The sequence below is a fragment of the Kistimonas asteriae genome (assembly GCF_018263925.1).
GTDB classification, from domain to species: domain Bacteria; phylum Pseudomonadota; class Gammaproteobacteria; order Pseudomonadales; family Endozoicomonadaceae; genus Kistimonas; species Kistimonas asteriae.
On record NZ_JAEVHF010000007.1, the window covers coordinates 1 to 20,852 of the forward strand.

A 20,852-nucleotide genomic window follows, 5' to 3' on the forward strand; every position below is an offset into this window, starting at 1 on the left:
TCTACAGTGGCGGACTTCAGTGTCAAGCGCTTGTTTCGTCCGGTGAACCGGAGAGCGAAGCTCGTTGACAGGCGGCGCATTCTACAGCGTTTCGGCCTTGTGTCAATCGCTCGTTTCATCCTGTGGACAATCCTGCGTTTGACGACCGGGTCGCTAAGAAGCTGACCGCAACAGGAGGCGCATTCTATCGAGATACCTGAAGACATCAAGTGCCCTGGCAATATTTAGGTATAATCCCCACCCCATATCTTTTAAAAACACCATGACAATGGAGCAGTAACACCATGAACTATCTGGAGGCAGGCGCTCAAGCCCCCACGTTCTCCTTAGCGGATCAAGACGGCAACACCGTATCGCTCAGCGATTTTTCCGGTAAGAATAAAGTGCTGGTGTATTTTTATCCCAAAGCGATGACACCTGGATGCACTACCCAGGCCTGTGGACTGCGCGACAGCAAAGATGCACTCGACCAGCATGGCGTTGTCGTTCTTGGTATCAGCCCTGACCCTGTCGCGCGACTGGGTCAGTTTATTGCCAAGCACGATCTGAACTTCACCTTACTCTCTGACGAGAACCATGCTGTCGCTGATCAGTTTGGCGTTTGGGGACTCAAGAAGTTCATGGGTAAGGAATATGACGGCATTCACCGTATCAGCTTCCTTATTAATGAAGGCAGTGTCGTTGAAAAGGTCTTTGATAAATTCAAAACCAAGGATCACCACGAGACAGTGATCAGTTATCTGGAAAGCCAATAAAGAAAAAGGCCGGAATGATCCGGCCTTTTTTATGAGCAACAGTAGCGACTTTATTGCACTTCAAACAGGTGATGCTTTTTCTTGCCCAGCTTGACGAGGAAGAACCGCCCATACAGGGCATTCTCTCGGGCAAAGCATTCAGGCAACTTCATATTGTCATCCATTGATTTGGCAACGCCATTAAAGGTCACCGCATTGCGACCCAGCGCATCTTTTACCTGCTTACCAGAGGGTGCAACGCCATGATCCGCAAACAGCTGCGTCATAGGCACACCGTCCAACTCTGCCAGCGTAACGGTTGATGAAGGCAGACCATCCAGACGCAACTGTTCCAGATCCTGCTCGGACAACCCGGAAAGCTCACCCGAGAACAACGCTTCCGTAATACGTTCAGCGGAACGAAGACCTTCATCACCATGCACCAGACGAGTCACTTCACGGGCCAAAATAGCCTGCCCCGTTTTACGCCCCTGGATCTGAGCATCTTCCTCTTCAATACCACAGATTTCTTCCATGCTCATGAAAGTAAAGTAACGCAGGAATTTGTAAACATCGGCATCAGCGGTATTCATCCAGAACTGGTAGAACGCATACTGGGACGTCTTGCGGGGATCCAGCCAGATCGCGCCGGATTCGGTTTTACCAAATTTAGTCCCGTCCGCCTTGGTCACCAGCGGTACGGTAAGACCATAAGCCTGCGCCTTGTTCATACGGCGCGCTAAATCGATACCACCAACAATATTACCCCACTGGTCACTGCCACCAATCTGCAGGGTACAACCATGAATCCGATTCAGCTCAGCAAAGTCCAGAGACTGCAACAGCATGTAGGAAAACTCGGTAAAGGAGATACCTGAACCTTCACGCTCAATGCGCTGTTTCACTGATTCCTTGTTGATCATATTGTTGACAGAGAAGTGCTTACCCACATCACGCAGGAATGCGAGCACATTCATGTCACCGGTCCAGTCCAGGTTATTGGCGACAACCGCGGCATTCTCGCCACAGTCAAAATCAATAAACTGGCTGACCTGCCCACGAATTTTGTCGGCCCAGTCGGCGACAACATCGCCCGTATTAAGCTGCCGTTCCGCAGCCTTAAAACTGGGATCACCAATCAGCCCGGTCGCACCGCCCACCAGCGCGATCGGCTTATGCCCGGCTTCCTGGAAGCGGCGCAGCACCAGCAGCGGCACCAGATGTCCCAGATGCAGGCTATCAGCTGTCGGATCGAAACCGCAATAGAGTGTACGGGAGCCGCTGCCCAGATGCTCCGCCAATTCTTCAACTGCGGTCACCTGGTTGATCAGCCCACGGGCCTGCAGATCCTGCAACAATGCGTTTTGATCGTCTGACATCACTCACTACCTGTAATTGTCCGGCGTACCGGATAGAAACTCAGCCATGCAATCGCGCGCCATGCGCTGTAGCAGAAAATTTTAAACGGCAAAACATACCGCAAAACATTAAAAAGACAACCGCTTTCCCCTATGCTGAAGTAAATAAATGAACACTCTGACGGGTAATCGCGGTGTAACGCAGTTCATGATCATGTAAAGCCGACGTTTACTGACTATTACCGTAAAAAATATGCGTTTATAATCTATTTTTATTAATATCCAGCAAACATAAGTTATTTTGGCTCCAGGAGTATGACCAACAACCGCCGCGCTACACAACAATCACTGAAAGCCTTCCCGAAACGTCATCTTGCCTTGGCGGTCGGTTTAATGGCTGTGGTTTCCTTGTTGTTAATCATTATTCCCTCTGAGCCAGTTTCTGCCAAGCGCACAGAAATCCCTCTGGATATCGAGACATCTGCGAATTTAGCCGAGATTATCGACAATAATCTGACGCAGCCCACCGCTGCCGGTTCCAGTCAAACCCAGAAAGCAGAGACACCCGCCGCGCCTCCCATTCACTGGAAAAGCGTCACAATCAAGTCAGGCGACACCCTGTCAGTGATTTTTTCCAAACAGGGATTAAGCGCCAATACTCTGCATAAACTGGTTAGCAGCAGCAAGGAAGGCAAGTCACTGGCTTCCATCCGACCGGGGCAAACGCTTGAGTTTGGCCTCATTGATGGCGAACTTCAGCAGCTGCGTTATATCCGCACCCGACTGGAAAGCCTGCACTTCTCCCGCAACGAGGACAGCTTCACTGCGGAAGAAGTCATTCGAAAGCCTGAGATTCGTCAGAACCATGTCGCCGGTGTCATCACAGACTCCCTGTTCCTTTCCGCCAACCGGGCTGGACTACCAGACAAACTCACCATGGAACTGGCCAATATTTTTGGCTGGGATATCGATTTTGTTCTGGATATTCGCAGCAATGACAGCTTCAGCCTGATCTACGAAGAAAAGTTCCTGGATGGCAAGTCAATCGGCTACGGTGACATTCTTGCAGCAGAATTCCAGAATCGCGGGGAAACCTATCGGGCCATCCGCTATACCGACAACAAAGGTAAAACAGATTATTACTCCCCCGAAGGTGAAAGCCTGCGTAAATCCTTTATTCGCACGCCGGTTGACTTCACCCGGATCAGCTCCGGCTATAACCCGAACCGTAAGCATCCGATTTTCAAAACCAACCGGCCACACCGTGCGGTTGACTATGCAGCCCCTTCCGGCACCCCCATCAAGGCTTCCGGCGACGGCGTAATCCACTTTGCCGGTAAGCAGCGTGGTTACGGCAATGTGGTATATATCAATCACCCGAACAGCATCACCACGGTCTACGCCCATATGCGCAATGTTCGGAAAGGCATGCGTAAAGGGATACGGGTGAAGCAGGGGCAGGTGATCGGTTACGTCGGTATGACGGGCTATGCAACCGGCCCTCACCTGCACTATGAATTCCGTGTAAACGGTGTCCACCGCAATCCGCTCAAGGTCAAACTACCGGATGCCAAGCCGCTGCCCAAATCAGAGATGGCACATTTCGGTCGGATCACCCGCGTGATGCTGGCTGAATTGGAAACCCGCCAAAGCGGTACGCTGTTAGCAGCCAAAAGCAACGACAAATGACAATGCAACCCACTGAGCCCGATTCCGAGCTCTATATTGGCCTGATGTCAGGCACCAGCATGGACGCCATGGATGCCGTGTTGGTTGATTTGGCATCATCATTCCCACTGCAGAAACATCAGATTTCCATTCCCCTGTCCGAAACATTGCGCAAAAGTCTTCTGGCGCTTTGCCAGGAAGGGCCGGATGAAATCACACGCATGGCAAAAGCCGACATTCAGATTGCCCAGATCAGCGCCCAGGCAGTCAATATGCTGCTGAAAGAAGCTTCCGTACCCGCTTCAGACATACAGGCCATCGGCAGCCACGGACAGACCATCCGACACCTGCCGGAATTCGGGAATACGCTCCAGATTGGCAGCCCCAGTCATATTGCCGAGCAGACCGGCATTCTCACTGTCGCGGATTTCCGCCGCCGGGATATGGCCGCCGGTGGACAAGGCGCACCACTGGTTCCGGCATTCCATGAAGCCGTTTTTCAGCATGCGGAGAAAAGGCGCGTTATTCTAAACATTGGCGGTATTGCCAACATCAGCATTCTGCCTACGGCGCAGCACATTCCTGTCAGTGGTTTTGATACAGGCCCTGGCAATGCGCTCATGGATTACTGGAACCAGAAACACCAGGGAACCCGCTACGATCTCAATGGCAATTGGGCAACCAGTGGGACTGTCGATCATGCCCTGCTGCATGACTGCTTATCCGATGCCTATTTCAGCAGACAGCCGCCGAAAAGCACTGGACGAGAACATTTCAATGCAGAATGGCTGAATAGCCTCCTGAGCAAACATAGCGCTCTGGCTCCCGCTGACATTCAGGCAACCCTGATGGAATTGACGGCAAAAAGTATTGCTGCCGATATCCAACGCTATGCCGCTGACTGTCAGGAATTGTTTGTCTGTGGGGGGGGCGCATACAACAGTGCACTGCTCGAACGCATTGCTTTTCATCTACCGGACATTACCGTCAGCAGCACACGCTCACTCGGACTCGCCGCAGAATGGGTTGAAGCCGTCGCTTTTGCCTGGCTTGCCCGACAGACTATCCACGGTCTGCCCGGCAACCTTCCCAGCGTCACCAATGCCAAAGGCAGACGTATCCTCGGCGGAATCTATCCGGCCTGATGATTTTCGATGAGTAGTGATTGGATAGTACGAGGCAGGAATCAGCCAGCTGAACCCATCAGCTGGCGACAAACATCAAATCGTGAACGAAGACCCGCAACCGCAGGTTGTGGCGGCATTGGGGTTATTCACGATAAAGCGTGAACCTTCCAGTCCTTCCACATAATCGACTTCCGCACCAACCAGGTACTGGAAACTCATCGGGTCCACCACCATTCTGACGCCAAGTTTTTCAACGACAGTATCGTCGTCATTCAGCTCTTCATCAAAGGTAAACCCATACTGAAAACCGGAGCAGCCGCCACCGGTAACAAACACCCTGAGCATCAGGCGATCATTGCCCTCATCCTCCACCAGGTCGCGCACTTTAGTGGCGGCATTTTCGGTGAAGGTAATTGGCTCAGGTATAAAGGTCTCAGCGGCGGACATTCGTGCTCCCGATGTACTGCATCATCAACTTCAACAATTATTCAATTAACCTAGCATTACAGTCAACATTATCCGGTTAAAGGGACTGACAAATCTCAGTTTCCTTCAACCTCAACCTGCATAACCTGCTTTTCGATACGTCCCTTGTCGGCCGTTTTTTTCGTGTCTTTATTCTTCAAGGGAATTTCAGAGACCTTGGTTTCTGCCAGTTTGGGCATATGCTCCAGACTGCCGTTAACCTGGGCGCCCATGACCATTTCGATCAGGGCATAATGGACATTACCACTGATCTCGGCTTTGGCCGCCAGCTCCAGACGCTCCGTGGCGTACACATTGCCCTTGACCTTGCCATTAACGACCACATTGGGCGCATGGATATCGCCTTCAATGCTGCCCGCTTCGGCCAGCCGCAACACGCCATCATCCGACACCACATCGCCAACAATCCGGCCTTCCACATGCATACTGCCATGGAAGCGTACATCGCCATGGATTTCAGTACCATGCGAAATCAACGTGGTGGCATCACTGTTTCGCGCTACAGCCTTGGTCGTATTCACGGGTTTTTCCGCGGATTTGGATTTTCCCCACATACTACTACGCCTCTTCGATAATCCAGTTAAACTTGCGGTCGATGTCCCGTTTCTTCGGGCTGGTAATACGTCCGGTCACTTGCAGATACTCTGGCGTAAACCCTTCCGGCAACGCAATCTCACCCCGGGTACCATCCCCGGGAATACTCTGAAAATAGCGGAAGCCCAGCCGGATATTCTTACCATCCAGCTGCGGTGATAACTCATGCAAGGCAAAGCTGACAGGATTACCATCCTGTTTGCCGACAACGGTCGCCTGCAACTCCCCCTTGAGGAACTGGTGCTGCTTGGCCGACTGCATCACCACCAACTTCCACTGGAAATGGCGAGGTTGATCTGTCGGCAACAACTCAAACTTCTGCACCGATACCGCCCCTTCCTCTTCCTCCGGCGCAATAATACTCCGATAAAAGGCCAGATCCTGATTCAATCTCGCATTATCATCCTTTAAGCGCCGAACATCCTTGCGCACCAGTTCCGCCGCATCACGATTGATCTGACCGGCACGCTCAGCAATGGCGACCTGCTGCTTCAACTGTGTAACCTGCTGGCCTTGCTCCTGAATCAGAGTCTGATTCTGGGTCAGCTCTTCGCGCATCACCTGGATCTCATGCCAGGCCCACGAACCACCCAGGTAATAACCGCTCATTCCGACGCCCAGCATAATCACCGCAATGACCAGCCAGTGCCGACGACGCCGGGCAGGATCGTTATGCACAACACGATAAGTCGGTTCAGTTTCTCCCGCACGCTTCAAGCGATAGGTCTCCCGTCACACGTTTGAATCAAAATAACACATCGTTTCAGGGGGCCAGGGCCACCTGCGTCAGACCTGCCGACTCTTCCTGCCCAAACATGATATTCATATTCTGGACAGCCTGACCGGCCGCACCTTTTACCAGGTTATCAATGACAGACAGCACAACCACGGTGTTACCGTCCCTTGGACGACAAACCGCCATGCGACACATGTTGGAACCGCGCACGCTCCGGGTCTCCGGTGTCCAGCCCGACGGCATGACATCCACAAAAGGCTCCCGGGCATACCGGGTTTCAAAGAGCACCTGCAGATCGACACTGTCGTCTGCCAGTTGCGCATACAGTGTGGCATGAATACCACGGATCATCGGTGTCAGGTGAGGCACAAACGTCAGTTCGCAATGGCCTTTACCGACAACCTTAAGGCCCTGCTTGATTTCAGGCAGATGCCGATGGCCATTCACACCGTAGGCCTTGAAACTCTCACTGGCCTCACAGAGCAGCGTGCCGACATTGGCCTGTCGCCCTGCACCACTGACACCCGATTTACAATCCGCGATCATTGTCCCGGCATTAATCACGCCCGCTTCCAGCAACGGCAGAAAACCGAGCTGTACCGCAGTTGGGTAACAACCCGGGTTGGCCACCAGCCGAGCTGAAGCAATCTGGGTGCGGTTCACTTCAGGCAAACCATACACCGCATCGTCAAGCAGTGCCGGGCAGGCATGCGCCATCCCATACCATTCCGACCATTCATCGGCATCTTTCAGCCGGAAGTCAGCCGCCAGGTCAATGACCCGAACCCCTCTTGCCAGCAGTTCCGGCACCTGGGTCATGGCGACGCCATTGGGTGTGGCATAAAACACCACATCACAATCAGACAATGCATCGACATCGGGCTCGCTAAAACAAAGATCCGTATGGCCTCGCAGACTCGGGAAGAGATGATCAAGTCGTCGACCGGCTTCGGAACGTGATGTAATGACCCGCAGCTCAACCGCCGGATGCTGCACCAGCAAACGCAGCAATTCGACCCCGGTATAACCTGTTCCACCAACAATCCCGACCTTGATCACTAATCTCTCCTCGACGCCCCCGCGAAAACAGCCGGCTATAATAAATGGCTTTAGTCAAAATCTACAGACATTAACGGTCGCAATCTGTTGTCCCTTTCACATTCAGGCCATGGATGATATCGCTATCCGGCTGCCCTGCGTCATGGTGATTTGCGCCAGCATCTGCATAATGGTAGGCGAAAAGCGATGATCGCTCTTGGATGACAGGGAGTTTCATGACTTCAGCGACACAACACTCCGGCGGACAGCACTGATGAGATTGACGCCCCGCCGCCCCTCCTTCTACCGCTTTCGCCGTCAGCTCGCTGATACGGACGCCATTCCCCAGCTGGTTCTGCTCGGATTGATAACGGGCTTTTTCACCGCGGTTGTCACTACAGGCTTTCGGGAACTGATCGATTTTTTTACCAGCCTTTACCTACCGGCTTCCGAATATGACAACTACGCCGCCCTGGAATGGCCTCTGCGCCTGCTGTTACCCCTGATCGGGGTAGCCGTCATTATTGGTCTCTTTCGTCTGCTGCATGAACCCAAGCATCGGCTGGGTATTGCCCATGTGATTGAACGATTGAACCTGCATCAGGGTAGACTGCCACTGAAGCCATTTCTTTTGCAATTCTTCACGGGCATTGCGGCCATCGCGTCTGGCCACTCCATCGGACGGGAAGGACCTGCCGTACACTTGGGCGCGGCCAGCGGAAGCCTGCTTGGCCAGTGGCTGCATCTGCCCAATAACAGCCTGCGGGTACTGGTAGCCTGCGGCAGTGCGGCAGCCATTTCCTCCCTGTTCAATACCCCCATTGCCGGTATCGTGTTTGCCATGGAGGTGGTGGTCATGGAGTACACGGTCGCCGGCTTCATACCTGTCATGCTGGCCTCCGTGATCGCAGCGGTCATCACACGCAGCCTCTATGGCACAGAACCCGCTTTCCACGTGCCATCCATCACGGTCACCACCGTCAATGAGTTACCCCTGATCATTATTACCGGGATTACCATGGGTCTACTGGCCGTGTGCTTCTGCCGCTTGATCGTCCTGTTTGCCCGCACCAATACCTACCCGTTATGGCTGCGCCTGACCGGTGCAGCATTACTGACCGGCGTAACCGCCATCTGGCTACCGCAGGTGATGGGGATTGGCTACGGCACCCTGTCAGACATTATGTTCAACAATCTCGGCTTCACTTTTCTCTGCCTGCTCACCATTGGCAAACTGGTGACCAGTGCCGCCAGTATCGGCCTGGGGGTACCCGGAGGATTGATTGGCCCCTCCCTGTTTATTGGCGCTGCCGCTGGCAGTACGGTAGGCAGCCTGACCAACCTGCTGGGCCTCAGTGCAACAGCCAGTGGGTTTCCCGCCATGGTCGGCATGAGCGCCATGCTCGGCGCCGTATTACAGGCGCCGCTAACGGCACTGATCACGGTGCTGGAATTGACCCGAAACCCCGGCATTCTACTGCCTTCATTGATCGCAATCATTATCGCCTGGCTCATCAGCAGCCAACTGTTCCGCCAACAATCGATTTTCACCCAAATGCTCTCCGCTGATGGCCTGGATTTTCGCCACGACCCCGTCGCGCAGGCTTTACGCCGTGCCGGTGTTGCCAGCGTGATGAGCCGCAGCCTCCAGCAACTGGAACGGCACTGCCCCTTCGAGCAAATACAGAGTGCGCTAAAAACCAAACCTCGCTGGCTGTTGATCAACAATAATGGCAAACCGCAAAGCCTGATGCCTGCCGTGGAACTGGCTCGACAACTTGAACAGCTGACATTTGACGCGCATTACACCCTGGTTGAAACCGCCGACCTTCTGGGGATTCCCGCCAAACGTCTGGAGGTAGCCGCCATCGATATCAAATCGACACTGCACGAAGCCCTGATGAGGATGGACCAGAACAGTCTGGATGCCCTGTACATCATCAATCACGACAGGAAAAACGGTGACGCAATAATTGGTATCATTACCCGTGCCGATATTGAAGCCTGGTACCAGGTACCCCACTGACACCAATAACACGGGATTGATCTTCCAATGCTTTATTTGTGGATTAAAGCGTTTCACATCATCAGCATGGTCTGCTGGTTTGCGGGCCTGTTTTATCTGCCGCGCCTCTATGTCTACCACGCGATGAGCAGTGACAGCATCAGCATTGAGCGTTTCAAGGTAATGGAACGAAAGCTCTACCGCGGCATTACCACGCCCTCCATGATCCTGACCCTGATCTTCGGCCTCTGGCTGCTGCACATGCAGCCGCTCCTGCTCAAGCAGGGCTGGTTCCATGCCAAGCTGGCACTGATCGTCCTGCTGCTGGGCTACCACCATGCCTGCGGCCGGCTATTGAAAGTCTTTGCCAACGATGCCAACACCCGTAGCCATACGTTCTACCGCTTTTTTAATGAGTTTCCGGTGCTACTGTTGCTTGGTATAGTGATATTGGTTGTTGTGCGACCATTCTGACACCCGGGTCAATAACCATAAAAACAACCATAATCAGGGCAAGGATTGCACCGTATGGATACCACACTGTACAAAGTCGTCTTTGAAGGACAGACACATTCCGATCAACACACGGAACAGGTCAAACAAAATTTTACGGACCTGTTCCAAGCCGAGCCGCCACAAATAGAACGGCTGTTTTCCGGACAGCCCATCATTGTCCGGAAAAACCTGAGACAACAGGAAGCCAGGCAGTATGAGGAAGCGATTACTCGAGCGGGTGCCGTCTGCCGTATTTTGATTCAGAAACCGGTATACACTGCCACGGTTCTGGATACCCTTCAGGAAATCCCCCCCTGGGAAACAGAACAGCCAGACGCTCCCACGACCATTGACGCTTTTTCATCGAAAGGCCGCCTTGGGCGCGCTCACTTTATAACCTATACCTCGCTCTGTGTTTTACTGGCCGCTGTTCTGTCGTCGACGGCATGGGTCCTGACAACGGGAGCAACACCCGTCATCCCGAAGGGCGCAGCCATCATAACGACAATATCAGCCTGCCTGCTTGCGATACTGGCCAGTATTCCACTGCAAATACGCCGACTCCACGATCTTGGCCACACTGGCTGGTTGAGCCTGATCAGTCTGACACCACTGACGAACATTCCCTTTCTCTGCTACATCGCTCTGCGCCCCGGTAACCGGGGAGCTACCCCATACGGCAACACCACAGAGCCACCCTCCATGGTGGTTAACCTGCTGGCGATTGTGTTACCACTCTTATTTGTCATAGCGTCCGTGCTAACCCTTATGGCAAACTTCAGCGACGTACAAACATGGCTGCAACAGGCATTTGGTCTGTTAGCCCCACCACCACAATAAAAAACACGGCGATCAGTCTCTGCTCGCTGGGAAAACAACATAATCCTGAGGGAGCAGAATCATGAAAGGACGAGTACTTATTACAGGTGCATCCACCGGTATCGGTGAAGCCATGTGCCATTATCTGGCCAAACAGAAACACGATCTGGTACTAGTCGCCCGCAATGGCGAACGCCTCCAGACACTGGCCAAGACACTCTCCGAGCAGTTTGGTGTCACCGTCACGCCCTGCCCGATGGATCTTGCTGTGAATGGCGCCGCACTATCCCTGCACGAATGGTGCAAATCCCAAGGACTGATTATTGATATTCTGATCAATAACGCCGGCGTCGGCACCCGCGGCGACTGGATCAGTACCGACTTTGACGACGAATATCGTTTGATTCAGCTCAACATCGTTACCCTGGCCGAACTGTGCAAACTGTTTGCCCGGGATATGGCAGAACGCAAACAGGGCTGGATTCTCAACGTCGCCTCCATTGCCGGATTCCAGGCCGGCCCCTGGATGAGCAACTATTACGCCTCAAAAGCCTATGTCCTCAGCCTGTCCGAAGGGCTCGGACATGAATTGAAAGCCCATGGTATTACCGTTACAGCGCTCTGCCCCGGCCCAGTCAAAACCCCGTTCTTTGAAAATGCCGGCATTCCCCAGGAAAAAATCTTTGCCAACCCCGCCACCATGACCGCAGAAGCGGTTGCTGCTGCAGGCATTGAGGGGTTACGCAATGGCAAGCGCGTTGTCATTCCCGGATTTATCAACAAAATGATTGCCCAAAGCGGCAGGGTATCACCCAGAAATATGCAAACAGCCGTTAGCGGCTGGCTTAACCAACACAGTATTTGATTACATGCGCGTTAAACGACGGTGAATACCCGATGTCGCTCTCATTGCATAACTACAATATTGTCCGGGTCAGTGACGGCAAGCAGATCACCAACTGCACCATTGTGCGCATGTGTCATGCGCACGTGATCGTGAAATACGAAGGGCGAAAATACAAACTCCCCTACAACCTGATAGACAAGGTGGTTGGTCACGAACTGCTGATGCCGGAGGAATAACGGCGCTCACAATTAACTGGAGTCCTCCATGAGTACAGACTGTCTGTTCTGCCGAATCATTGCCGGGGACACTCCGGCGGAAAAAGTCTATGAAGACGGCGATGTGATTGCGTTCCGGGATATTTTCCCGGCTGCACCGACCCATTGCCTGATCATTCCGCGAAAACACATCAGCACCCTGAACGATGCCAACGACAGCGATACACAGGTACTGGGGAAACTGATGCTAACCGCGAGCCGGCTGGCGAAAGAGGCAGGTATCGACGAAAGTGGTTACCGGGTGGTCATGAACTGTAACCGGGGCGCAGGGCAGAGTGTCTTCCATATCCACCTGCATCTGCTGGGCGGCCGCCAGATGAAATGGCCGCCCGGCTGAGCAACAGGCAAGACGGTGATCAGATTTCCTGTACGTCAAAACTGTGCGTGATTTCCACACCCGCCTTACCCAGCATAATGGACGCTGAGCAATATTTGTCAGCCGACAGCGCTACCGCACGGCTGACATGGGTTTCCTTCAGGTCACGCCCCTTGACGACAAAGTGCAGGTGAATTTTGGTAAAAATGGCAGGCACAGCATCCGCACGTTCTGCGTCGATCTCCACATGGCAGCTGATCACATCCTGACGGGACTTCTGGAGTGTGCTGACCACATCAATGGATGAACAGCCACCCACCCCTTGCAGAATCATCTCCATCGGGCTGGGGCCGAGGTTATTTCCTCCGTGCTGCTCCGACGCATCCATCACGACAGAATGTCCACTCTGGGTTTCACCGACAAACCGAAAACCGTCTACCCACTTTACTTGTGCTTTCATTCGCGTTATTACCTGTACTCACTGTCCGGCGGGTGTGATGCAGCTTATATGGTCTGCATCATCAAGAGGGGTGCACACCCGCACGTTGCTCTTTTTACTCCAGTATCCTGACCACCTGCGGATCACGTAAATAGTTTGTGACCTGCCTCGCAGACCTGGCGGTTGTGAACCCGTAGAGTGGAGGCACTGGCATGGATGTCGCAGATGGTACTTGAAATCACGGTGCCCTGATACTGATAACAACATCGGCCCGTCGGCCGCAGGGAAGTGGCATTGAATGTCGCACGCTGTCGCAGCTGGCCGTTTCGCCGACCATCAACGGGTGCCGGAAACCTATGGTAGTACTTGCACAGTCCCGACAGTTGACGGAAAAGGAGCGTTTTCTAACGCACTGCCACCGTCACCGCTACAAAGCTAAGAACAACATCATCTGCGCCGGCGACCCGGCCGACACGCTTTACTACATTGTTGAAGGATCCGTCACCGTCTTTGTGGAAGACGACGAAGGTCGAGAAATTATCATTACCTACCTGAACGCCGGCGATTTCTTTGGCGAACTGGGTTTATTTCTGAATAATGAAACCAGTGTCCGCAGCGCCTGGGTCAAGGCGCGAACGGTCTGTGAAATCGCCGAAATCAGTTACACTCGGGTACGTGAGTTAAGCAAGGAAATGCCCGGCATCCTGTTTGATATCAGCACCCAGATTGCCGCACGGCTCAAGCAAACCACCCGCAAAGTCAGTGACCTCGCCTTCCTGGATGTGACCGGACGTGTCGCCCGAACCCTGCTAGATCTCTGCCAGCAACCTGATGCGATGACACACCCTGACGGCATGCAGATCCGTATCACCCGTCAGGAAATCGGCCGTATCGTCGGCTGCTCCCGGGAAATGGTGGGACGGGTACTGAAAAACCTGGAAGACCAGGAACTGGTCTCCGTGAAAGGCAAAACCATGGTGGTCTTTGGTACTCGCTAAGCAGTGATCAAACCGCCATAAAAAAAGCCGGCACATTGCCGGCTTTTTCGCATTAACCCAACTTATCGCTGGCGACATGGTAATGCGGATCTTCCATCACATTCACTTCCACCAGATCCTGCGCACGGCTCAGCAGAGAGCGGCACTCCTCCGTCAAATGGCGAAGATGAATCTTCTTACCTGCCTTGGTATAACGCTCAGCCAGTGTATCAATAGCTTCCAGCCCCGAATGATCGCAAACCCGTGAATAACGGAAATCGACAATGACATCTTCAGGGTCGCCCTTGGCATCAAACAGCGCCATGAAATGGCTGACAGAGCCAAAGAACAGCGGACCATGCAATTCATAGACTTTGCTGCCTGCCTCATTCATACGCATATCCACACTGATGTGTTTGGCATGCTCCCAGGCAAAGACCAACGCAGAAACAATCACACCGACAATGACAGCCATCGCCAGGTCAGTCCATACCGTTACGGCAGATACCAGAATCAGAACAAAGGCATCACTGACCGGAATCTTGTTGAGAATGCGCAGGCTACTCCATTCAAAGGTGCCGATCACCACCATGAACATCACGCCAGTCAGGGCTGCCAGGGGAATCTGCTCAATCAGGGATGAGGCAAACAGGATGAACACCAGCAGCATCAACGCTGCGACAAGACCAGACAAGCGCCCTCTGCCACCGGAATTCACATTAATCATGCTCTGGCCGATCATGGCACAGCCACCCATGCCGCCGAAGAAACCGGTCACAGTATTCGCAACGCCCTGTGCGACACATTCTCGGTTATTCTGCCCGGTGGTATCAGTCAGCTCATCAATCACGCTGACCGTTAACAGTGACTCAATCAGGCCAATGGCCGCCAGAATCACTGCATAAGGGAAAATAATTTCCAGTGTTTCCCAGGTCATGGGCACCGAAGGCAGTGAGAAACTCGGCAAGCCGCCAGCAATGGAGGCCACATCACCAACGGTTCGGGTATCCAGGTTAAAACCAATCACCAGCAGGGATACACCCACAATCGCGGCCAGGGATGACGGTACAGCTTTGGTCAGACGCGGCAGAAGTACAATAATAGCCATGGTCAGAGCCACCAGCCCCAGCATCAGGTAAAGCGGCTCACCACTGAGCCAGGCCTTGACGCCATCCGCCCCAACGATCTTGAACTGTTCCAGCTGGGCAAGGAAGATCACAATCGCCAGGCCGTTCACAAAACCGAGCATCACCGGATGGGGTACCAGCCGGATAAATTTCCCCAGCTTGAACACGCCCGCCAGCATCTGCAGAATCCCCATGAGCACCACCGTTGCAAACAGGTATTGCTCCCCATGGGTTGCCACTAGCGACACCATCACCACCGCCAGCGCACCGGTCGCACCGGAAATCATTCCGGGACGTCCACCGATGGCGGAGGTAATCAGTCCCACTATAAAGGCGGCATAAAGTCCGGTGAGCGGACCAACACCCGCCACAAAGGCAAAGGCAACAGCCTCAGGAACCAGCGCGAGTGACACCGTCAGACCTGACAATATATCGTTCTTGTACCGGGAAAATCGCTCGAGCTTAGTAAAAGTCATAGGCACTCGTTATTGTTCAAGATTCGAAGGCAGGCATGTAAAAGGCGGCGAATCATACCAGAACCTGCCCTTTTCTCAAAAACCGTTAGACTGATAGATATCTGGACACGCATGGCGAGGTAACGAGGTTGGCTACCTTCACACGCCTGTGGTTGCTGGTTCTTTTCTCTCAACTACTGACGGGCTGCATACATCCAATGAGCAAAAAAACAGAGTATTGTGTGGTAATGACCACCTGTCCAACCCAGCTGGAGGCTGATACCCACGCAAGGGCAATCATTGAGAAAGGGTTGGGCGCCTGTGTCCAGACTAGCCAGATACAAAGCCATTACCAGTGGGAAGGCAAAGTTCAGACTGAAAATGAGATCTTGATGCGGATCAAAACTACCTGCGCGAAATATTCTAATCTGGAAGCCTACTTCGTGGCGGAACACAGCTATGAAGTCCCCCAGATCATCCAGCTGCCGATTACCGCTGGATTGACCGATTATCTGGATTGGGTCAAAAAAGAAACGAAATAACATAAAAAAGCCTGGCGGATATGCTCTCCGCCAGGCTTTTTTATGTGTTCAGAAAATGTCCATCTAGTCGAGACAGGATGAGAACAGTTCCCTCAACATCTGACCAGGATCCGGCTGACGCATGAACGCCTCCCCCACCAGGAACCCATAAACCTTGCGCGCTATCATGGCTGAGACATCATCAGCAGTATGGATACCGCTCTCCGTCACCACCAGCCGGTCTTCCGGAATCTGTGCCAGCAGTTCATAGGTGGTGTCCAGTGACACCTCAAACGTATGCAGATTGCGGTTATTAATCCCAAGCAGGCGGTTATCCAGCGTCAACGACCGCTGCAATTCCTCGGCATTATGGACCTCCACCAGCACATCCATGCCCAGCGACTGGGCCAGATCATTAAGCCCGTGCATTGTCTCATCATCCAGAGACGCCGCTATCAGCAGGATGCAGTCCGCCCCAATCACCCGCGCCTCATAGACCTGGTATGGATCCACAATGAAATCCTTACGAATCACCGGCAAGGAACAGGCGGCTCTGGCTTCCTGCAAATACGCATCGCTGCCCTGGAAAAAGTCCACATCCGTCAGCACGGAAAGACAGGCGGCGCCGGCCTGCTCATAGCTGACGGCGATCTCCGCCGGATGAAAATCCGCCCGAATCACGCCCTTACTCGGGGAGGCTTTCTTGATCTCGGCAATCACCGCCGCCTGCCCGGCATCAACCCGTTGCTGCATGGCCTGAACAAAGCCACGCACAGGACTGGCCGCCTGCGCGGCGTCCTTCAGGGCCTCGACCGGGCGAACCTGTCGGCGCTCCGCAATCTCTTCGTGCTTGCGGGCAATAATCTTGCGGAGAATAGTCGGGGTTGTCTCTGTCATCTCAGGCCTCCCGGTATACCTGACTGAAACTGGCCAGTTCCTGCAACTTCTCAAGCGCCAACCCGGTCAGGATGGCATCCTGCGCCATCTCCACACCCTGCTTGAGGGTTGCCGTGACATTTGCGGCATAGATCGCCGCCCCGGCATTCAGCGCAATCATATTGGCCGCTTTATCTGCAGATTCCCCTTCACGCTTACCCAGAGCATCACGAATCAACGCCAGTGAACCGGCGGAATCTTCAACACCCAAACCGATCAGGCTTTCACTCTTGATACCCAATTCCTCGGGATTGATGGCGTATTCCGTGACCTGGCCGTCTTTCAACTCCGCCACATAGGTTTCACTGGCGATACTGATTTCATCCAGCCCATCACGGGAATGCACCACCAGAACATGATTACTGCCCAGACGGTTTAGCACTTCCGCCATGGGTCGGCAAAGCTCGCGGGAAAAGACACCAATCACCTGGTTGGGTACCCCGGCAGGATTGGTCATGGGCCCGAGGATATTCATGAACGTGCGAATACCCAGTTCCTTACGAGGACCAACCGCATATTTCATCGCCGCATGATGCATGGGCGCAAACATAAAACCAATGCCGACCTCTTCGACACAGCGCGCCACCTGCTCAGAGGTCAGCTCAATATTCACACCAGCCGCCTGCAGCAGATCCGCACTGCCGGTACTGCTGGAAACACCACGATTACCATGCTTGGCGACCTGCGCCCCGGCGGCTGCAGCCACAAAGGCCGATGCGGTGGACACATTAAATAAATTCGCGCCATCACCGCCGGTACCGACGATATCAACCAGGTGCTCGCCCTTCACCGCGACTTTACTGGCCAGTTCCCGCATCACCAGGGTCGCGCCGGTAATTTCATCAATACTTTCGCTTTTCATGCGCAATCCCATCAGGAATGCGCCGATCTGAGCCTGGGTGGCTTCGCCGGTCATGATCTGCTTCATGACCGACACCATTTCATCCTGATCAAGATCGAGATGCTGAACCACCTTGCTGATTGCCTGCTTGATATCCATTACACCCACTCCTGGCTCAGATTTGTTGTTTGAGGAAGTTGGCCAGCAATGCATGGCCCTGTTCGGTCATGATGGATTCGGGATGGAACTGCACCCCTTCAATGGCCAGTTCACGATGCCTGAGCCCCATGATTTCATCCATGCTGCCGTCTTCATTTTCGGTCCAGGCAGTGATTTCCAGGCAGTCCGGCAGCGTCTCAGCACTCACCACCAGCGAATGGTAACGGGTGACGGTCAGCGGATCGTCCAACCCGGTAAAGACACCTTTCCCCTCATGACGCACCGGGGATACCTTGCCATGCATCACCTGTTTCGCACGCACCACATCACCACCGAATACCTGCCCCATGCTCTGGTGGCCAAGGCAGATACCCAACAGCGGGATACGTCCGGCAAAATGGCGGATGGTCTCCATGGAGATACCGGCTTCATTGGGTGTACAGGGTCCGGGGGATATCACGATATGGTCTGGCCACAGTTTTTCCAGCTCGCTGACGGTAATTTCATCATTGCGAAACACCTTTACGTCTGCGCCCAGTTCTCCCAAGTACTGGACAACGTTATAGGTGAAAGAATCGTAGTTATCGATCATTACGAGCATAAAGGCCTTCCGTTTAAACATTCACAGCCATACCGCAGAACCCATCTACCCGCACCATTGCAGCACAGAGACTGGGAACTGGCCTGAATCCTAACACATTTACCCGTATTTTCTCCTATCCAACAGAGGGTAGGAGTCACTGGTAGCCCAGAAGCCTTCCAATATAAAAAATCACTGAACTAGCGAAAAAACAGACTGATATACTGCCAATACAGACTGAGAACCCCTTACTACCAGTGCATCTATCGAAACAGCAGCCACTATGAACAAACAGATCCGTCAGTGCCCAGAAAATACTCTAAACATGAGGGTTTATCCCCTTAATTGTATGACAACAACGTAAACAATCATTTACCTGCCTCCACCTAGTTATTGTTATTAATTCTGACCCAATAGATAGCAAATTTATTACAACCATGTGCAGAATATTAAATTTAGAAACTGCTGCATTAAGAATTCATATTTTCTCACTCTTCGCCAAAGGGCCAAAGTCTAGCGAAACGAGAGAAAAATTAAAAATATATCAACCCACTAAAGCTTAACTATGAAGGAAACTGTAATGCTCAAACAACAGGGAGAGTACAACACAAAAAACCATGAACTCCAAAACTGTCATATGTACGATCAAAGGACTACTTATCACAATACACCCACCCCCTCACCTAAAAGCCTTTCTGCCCATACAGTAAAGCAAGAGTTTCTCGCCAAAACCAGAGAAACACTGATAAAGGAACGAAACATTTATTTAGCCAACCAAATTATTCACACGGCATCCTCGGGTATCAAGTGGCTGCTCTTATACCCTAAGCAATACCGAATACTATTATTCGCCGACGCAAATCAAATCATAGGCAGGCACAAATCACCTAACAAATATGAATCAAAGGAACCTGGTTGCCTTCATGCTTGGAACAATATGCAAATAGAACATATCAAACACCTAGCAGACAAAAACCATGACCATACTTTTATTTCATTAAATTTTTATCTTGATACCCATAGGTGGGTAACAAAAGACGTTAGAAACCTTTATTGTGAAAGCAAGCCAGGAGAGCTGAGGGACATCACGCACACATTCACCTTTTGCAATCACTACTGTACACTCAAAGGTTTGCGCAGCGCCATACACTTTCAACACGCTCTAGCATGCGAGCATTTTAATTTAAGAGGATGGAATCACAATACATACCTATTCCAGACCAAACTTCCAAATCAAGAGTGGACGCCTGCATCTGATTATTTCTTATTAAATAAAGATGGATTCATACCCTCAGCCTGTGAGGATGATACATACTATAGCTTTACACAACTGAGACAAAGATATCGTCCGCTGTTAGGCATCAGAAGCCTTGCTCAATTTCACCAACACAGATTTAAGGAATGCACAACAGAACTTTTAAACCGATTAAATGATAGATTAAACGCTATTTTTTGGGGAAATTTTTCCAAACAAGAGCGATTACATCAAACATTACTCGTCATCTCAGAATACCTTCCACGTCTGCAACAAATACATATAACAACAGATGGGTCTTCAAGAACTAATATCGCAGTCATCAACTATATCATGATTTCATTTGGGTATCCGCCATTTACATTTTGGAACCCTAACCATACAAACATGGTAGACAGCTATGATTGTTATCAACAATTGCTCGCCGCACTGAACAACAGCTGTATATTAATCGCATCATCAAAAAAGAGTACGGATGCACTAGCAGAATTTATGCCCGCATTCGAAGCGATAAATAAAAACCGCACTTCCCATCATACAAAGCAACGTGCTATTGGCACAGGGGAATTATCAGAGGCATATATTTCCCAGGGACTGAAGCTGACAGAGACTTTGAATAATTTCCTGGATACTCTTGATGACCAAAATAAATAGGTAAATGATGACAGCGATTAATAACATCCCAAAGACTAGCGATACGATTTCACATATTTTTGCCTATACCTACATGATCAGTCACAAAGCTTTCTGACATTTAAATTGAGCGACTCTCCTCTCCTACCAAATATCATGAAGCACACTGCTTTTTCCAATAGGCAGCGTGAGGCAAGCAGGTCATTACTTGAGTTGCAAAAACAGGCTAGAATATCAATCTGCTTTTCTTCATAGGTAGAGCTAGAGTCCACACACTCAGTAGGCAGCACTACAGCCATCATGCTAAAAAATTTGAAAGACAAATCACGTAATGAACAATAGAGCAAGTATTACAACAGATTCCTGCGCGTTTCAGCTGTACTAAAAACAGGAGGGGAACACACAGCTTTCCCCACCAATCAATGTCAGAC

Annotated in this window: 22 protein-coding genes; 12 read left to right on the forward strand and 10 right to left on the reverse strand. The window is 52.0% G+C overall.

The features are described 5' to 3' along the window. Positions 1-284 precede the first annotated feature (284 nt). Positions 285-755 carry a thioredoxin-dependent thiol peroxidase gene (gene bcp, locus KHS78_RS09400; protein ID WP_211827655.1) on the forward strand — a complete coding sequence of 157 codons (471 nt, stop codon included), beginning with the start codon at positions 285-287 and terminating at the stop codon, positions 753-755. A gap of 50 nt (positions 756-805) precedes the next feature. Here the strand turns inward: bcp and tyrS are convergent, their stop codons facing one another. Then, positions 806-2,113, reverse strand: a complete 1,308-nt coding sequence (gene tyrS, locus KHS78_RS09405) for a tyrosine--tRNA ligase (protein ID WP_211827663.1) — start codon at positions 2,111-2,113, stop codon at positions 806-808. A 294-nt stretch (positions 2,114-2,407) separates the two neighbouring features. Between tyrS and KHS78_RS09410 the strand changes: the two genes are divergently transcribed. Together KHS78_RS09410 and KHS78_RS09415 are read left to right on the forward strand one after the other, a co-directional pair. Then, on the forward strand, positions 2,408-3,781 hold the full coding sequence (locus KHS78_RS09410; protein WP_211827665.1) for an OapA family protein: 1,374 nt from the start codon (positions 2,408-2,410) through the stop codon (positions 3,779-3,781). Further along, entirely contained in the window at positions 3,778-4,905 is a 1,128-nt protein-coding gene (locus tag KHS78_RS09415; RefSeq protein ID WP_246506297.1) for an anhydro-N-acetylmuramic acid kinase, read from the forward strand. The genes KHS78_RS09410 and KHS78_RS09415 overlap by 4 nt, the downstream gene beginning before the upstream one ends. Positions 4,906-4,980: 75 nt before the next feature. Here the strand turns inward: KHS78_RS09415 and erpA are convergent, their stop codons facing one another. The 4 genes from erpA to argC form a co-directional block, all read right to left on the reverse strand. Next, positions 4,981-5,334, reverse strand: coding sequence for an iron-sulfur cluster insertion protein ErpA (gene erpA, locus KHS78_RS09420; protein WP_211827667.1), 354 nt, complete (start codon positions 5,332-5,334; stop codon positions 4,981-4,983). 95 nt (positions 5,335-5,429) lie between these two features. Next, positions 5,430-5,894 carry a bactofilin family protein gene (locus tag KHS78_RS09425; protein WP_211827669.1) on the reverse strand — a complete coding sequence of 155 codons (465 nt, stop codon included), beginning with the start codon at positions 5,892-5,894 and terminating at the stop codon, positions 5,430-5,432. A 37-nt stretch (positions 5,895-5,931) separates the two neighbouring features. After that, on the reverse strand, positions 5,932-6,684 hold the full coding sequence (locus KHS78_RS09430) for a DUF6776 family protein (RefSeq protein ID WP_211827671.1): 753 nt from the start codon (positions 6,682-6,684) through the stop codon (positions 5,932-5,934). Positions 6,685-6,730: 46 nt separating this feature from the next. Next, positions 6,731-7,762 carry an N-acetyl-gamma-glutamyl-phosphate reductase gene (gene argC / locus KHS78_RS09435; RefSeq protein WP_211827673.1) on the reverse strand — a complete coding sequence of 344 codons (1,032 nt, stop codon included), beginning with the start codon at positions 7,760-7,762 and terminating at the stop codon, positions 6,731-6,733. A 253-nt stretch (positions 7,763-8,015) separates the two neighbouring features. Here argC and KHS78_RS09440 point away from each other — a divergent pair, with 253 nt between their 5' ends. From KHS78_RS09440 to KHS78_RS09465, 6 genes are all read left to right on the forward strand, one after another. After that, the gene (locus tag KHS78_RS09440) at positions 8,016-9,767 is read left to right on the forward strand and encodes a chloride channel protein (protein ID WP_211827675.1); all 1,752 of its coding nucleotides are present in this window, start codon (positions 8,016-8,018) and stop codon (positions 9,765-9,767) included. A gap of 27 nt (positions 9,768-9,794) precedes the next feature. Next, a complete protein-coding gene (gene hemJ / locus KHS78_RS09445; RefSeq protein ID WP_211827677.1) occupies positions 9,795-10,220 on the forward strand; it encodes a protoporphyrinogen oxidase HemJ in 426 nt (141 codons plus the stop codon). Positions 10,221-10,274: 54 nt separating this feature from the next. Then, positions 10,275-11,081 (forward strand): DUF805 domain-containing protein, encoded by an 807-nt coding sequence (locus KHS78_RS09450; RefSeq protein ID WP_211827679.1) that lies wholly within the window; start codon positions 10,275-10,277, stop codon positions 11,079-11,081. Between the two features lie 61 nt (positions 11,082-11,142). Further along, positions 11,143-11,925: an SDR family NAD(P)-dependent oxidoreductase gene (locus tag KHS78_RS09455; protein ID WP_211827681.1), complete on the forward strand. Its 783-nt coding sequence runs from the start codon at positions 11,143-11,145 to the stop codon at positions 11,923-11,925. Positions 11,926-11,957: 32 nt separating this feature from the next. Then, complete coding sequence (locus KHS78_RS09460; protein ID WP_211827683.1) at positions 11,958-12,143, forward strand: hypothetical protein; 186 nt, start codon at positions 11,958-11,960, stop codon at positions 12,141-12,143. 28 nt (positions 12,144-12,171) lie between these two features. After that, positions 12,172-12,519: a histidine triad nucleotide-binding protein gene (locus KHS78_RS09465; protein ID WP_211827685.1), complete on the forward strand. Its 348-nt coding sequence runs from the start codon at positions 12,172-12,174 to the stop codon at positions 12,517-12,519. Between the two features lie 19 nt (positions 12,520-12,538). Here KHS78_RS09465 and KHS78_RS09470 read toward each other — a convergent pair whose 3' ends face one another. Further along, positions 12,539-12,958, reverse strand: a complete 420-nt coding sequence (locus KHS78_RS09470; protein ID WP_211827686.1) for an OsmC family protein — start codon at positions 12,956-12,958, stop codon at positions 12,539-12,541. A gap of 335 nt (positions 12,959-13,293) precedes the next feature. Between KHS78_RS09470 and crp the strand changes: the two genes are divergently transcribed. Then, on the forward strand, positions 13,294-13,935 hold the full coding sequence (crp, locus tag KHS78_RS09475) for a cAMP-activated global transcriptional regulator CRP (protein WP_211827694.1): 642 nt from the start codon (positions 13,294-13,296) through the stop codon (positions 13,933-13,935). A gap of 52 nt (positions 13,936-13,987) precedes the next feature. On the opposite strand, the gene KHS78_RS09480 is transcribed toward crp, so the two are convergent. Then, positions 13,988-15,517 carry a SulP family inorganic anion transporter gene (locus KHS78_RS09480; RefSeq protein WP_211827696.1) on the reverse strand — a complete coding sequence of 510 codons (1,530 nt, stop codon included), beginning with the start codon at positions 15,515-15,517 and terminating at the stop codon, positions 13,988-13,990. A gap of 197 nt (positions 15,518-15,714) precedes the next feature. On the opposite strand from KHS78_RS09480, the gene cutA reads away from it, so the two are divergent. Then, positions 15,715-16,038 carry a divalent-cation tolerance protein CutA gene (gene cutA, locus KHS78_RS09485; RefSeq protein WP_211827698.1) on the forward strand — a complete coding sequence of 108 codons (324 nt, stop codon included), beginning with the start codon at positions 15,715-15,717 and terminating at the stop codon, positions 16,036-16,038. Between the two features lie 63 nt (positions 16,039-16,101). Here the strand turns inward: cutA and trpC are convergent, their stop codons facing one another. The 3 genes from trpC to KHS78_RS09500 are packed head-to-tail and all read right to left on the reverse strand — an operon-like array spanning position 16,102 to position 18,554. After that, positions 16,102-16,914 carry an indole-3-glycerol phosphate synthase TrpC gene (gene trpC / locus KHS78_RS09490; protein ID WP_211827700.1) on the reverse strand — a complete coding sequence of 271 codons (813 nt, stop codon included), beginning with the start codon at positions 16,912-16,914 and terminating at the stop codon, positions 16,102-16,104. A 1-nt stretch (position 16,915) separates the two neighbouring features. Beyond that, positions 16,916-17,953 (reverse strand): anthranilate phosphoribosyltransferase, encoded by a 1,038-nt coding sequence (trpD, locus tag KHS78_RS09495; RefSeq protein ID WP_211827702.1) that lies wholly within the window; start codon positions 17,951-17,953, stop codon positions 16,916-16,918. A 16-nt stretch (positions 17,954-17,969) separates the two neighbouring features. Then, on the reverse strand, positions 17,970-18,554 hold the full coding sequence (locus KHS78_RS09500; RefSeq protein WP_211827704.1) for an anthranilate synthase component II: 585 nt from the start codon (positions 18,552-18,554) through the stop codon (positions 17,970-17,972). 559 nt (positions 18,555-19,113) lie between these two features. Between KHS78_RS09500 and KHS78_RS09505 the strand changes: the two genes are divergently transcribed. After that, a complete protein-coding gene (locus tag KHS78_RS09505) occupies positions 19,114-20,442 on the forward strand; it encodes a hypothetical protein (protein WP_211827706.1) in 1,329 nt (442 codons plus the stop codon). Positions 20,443-20,852 lie beyond the last annotated feature (410 nt).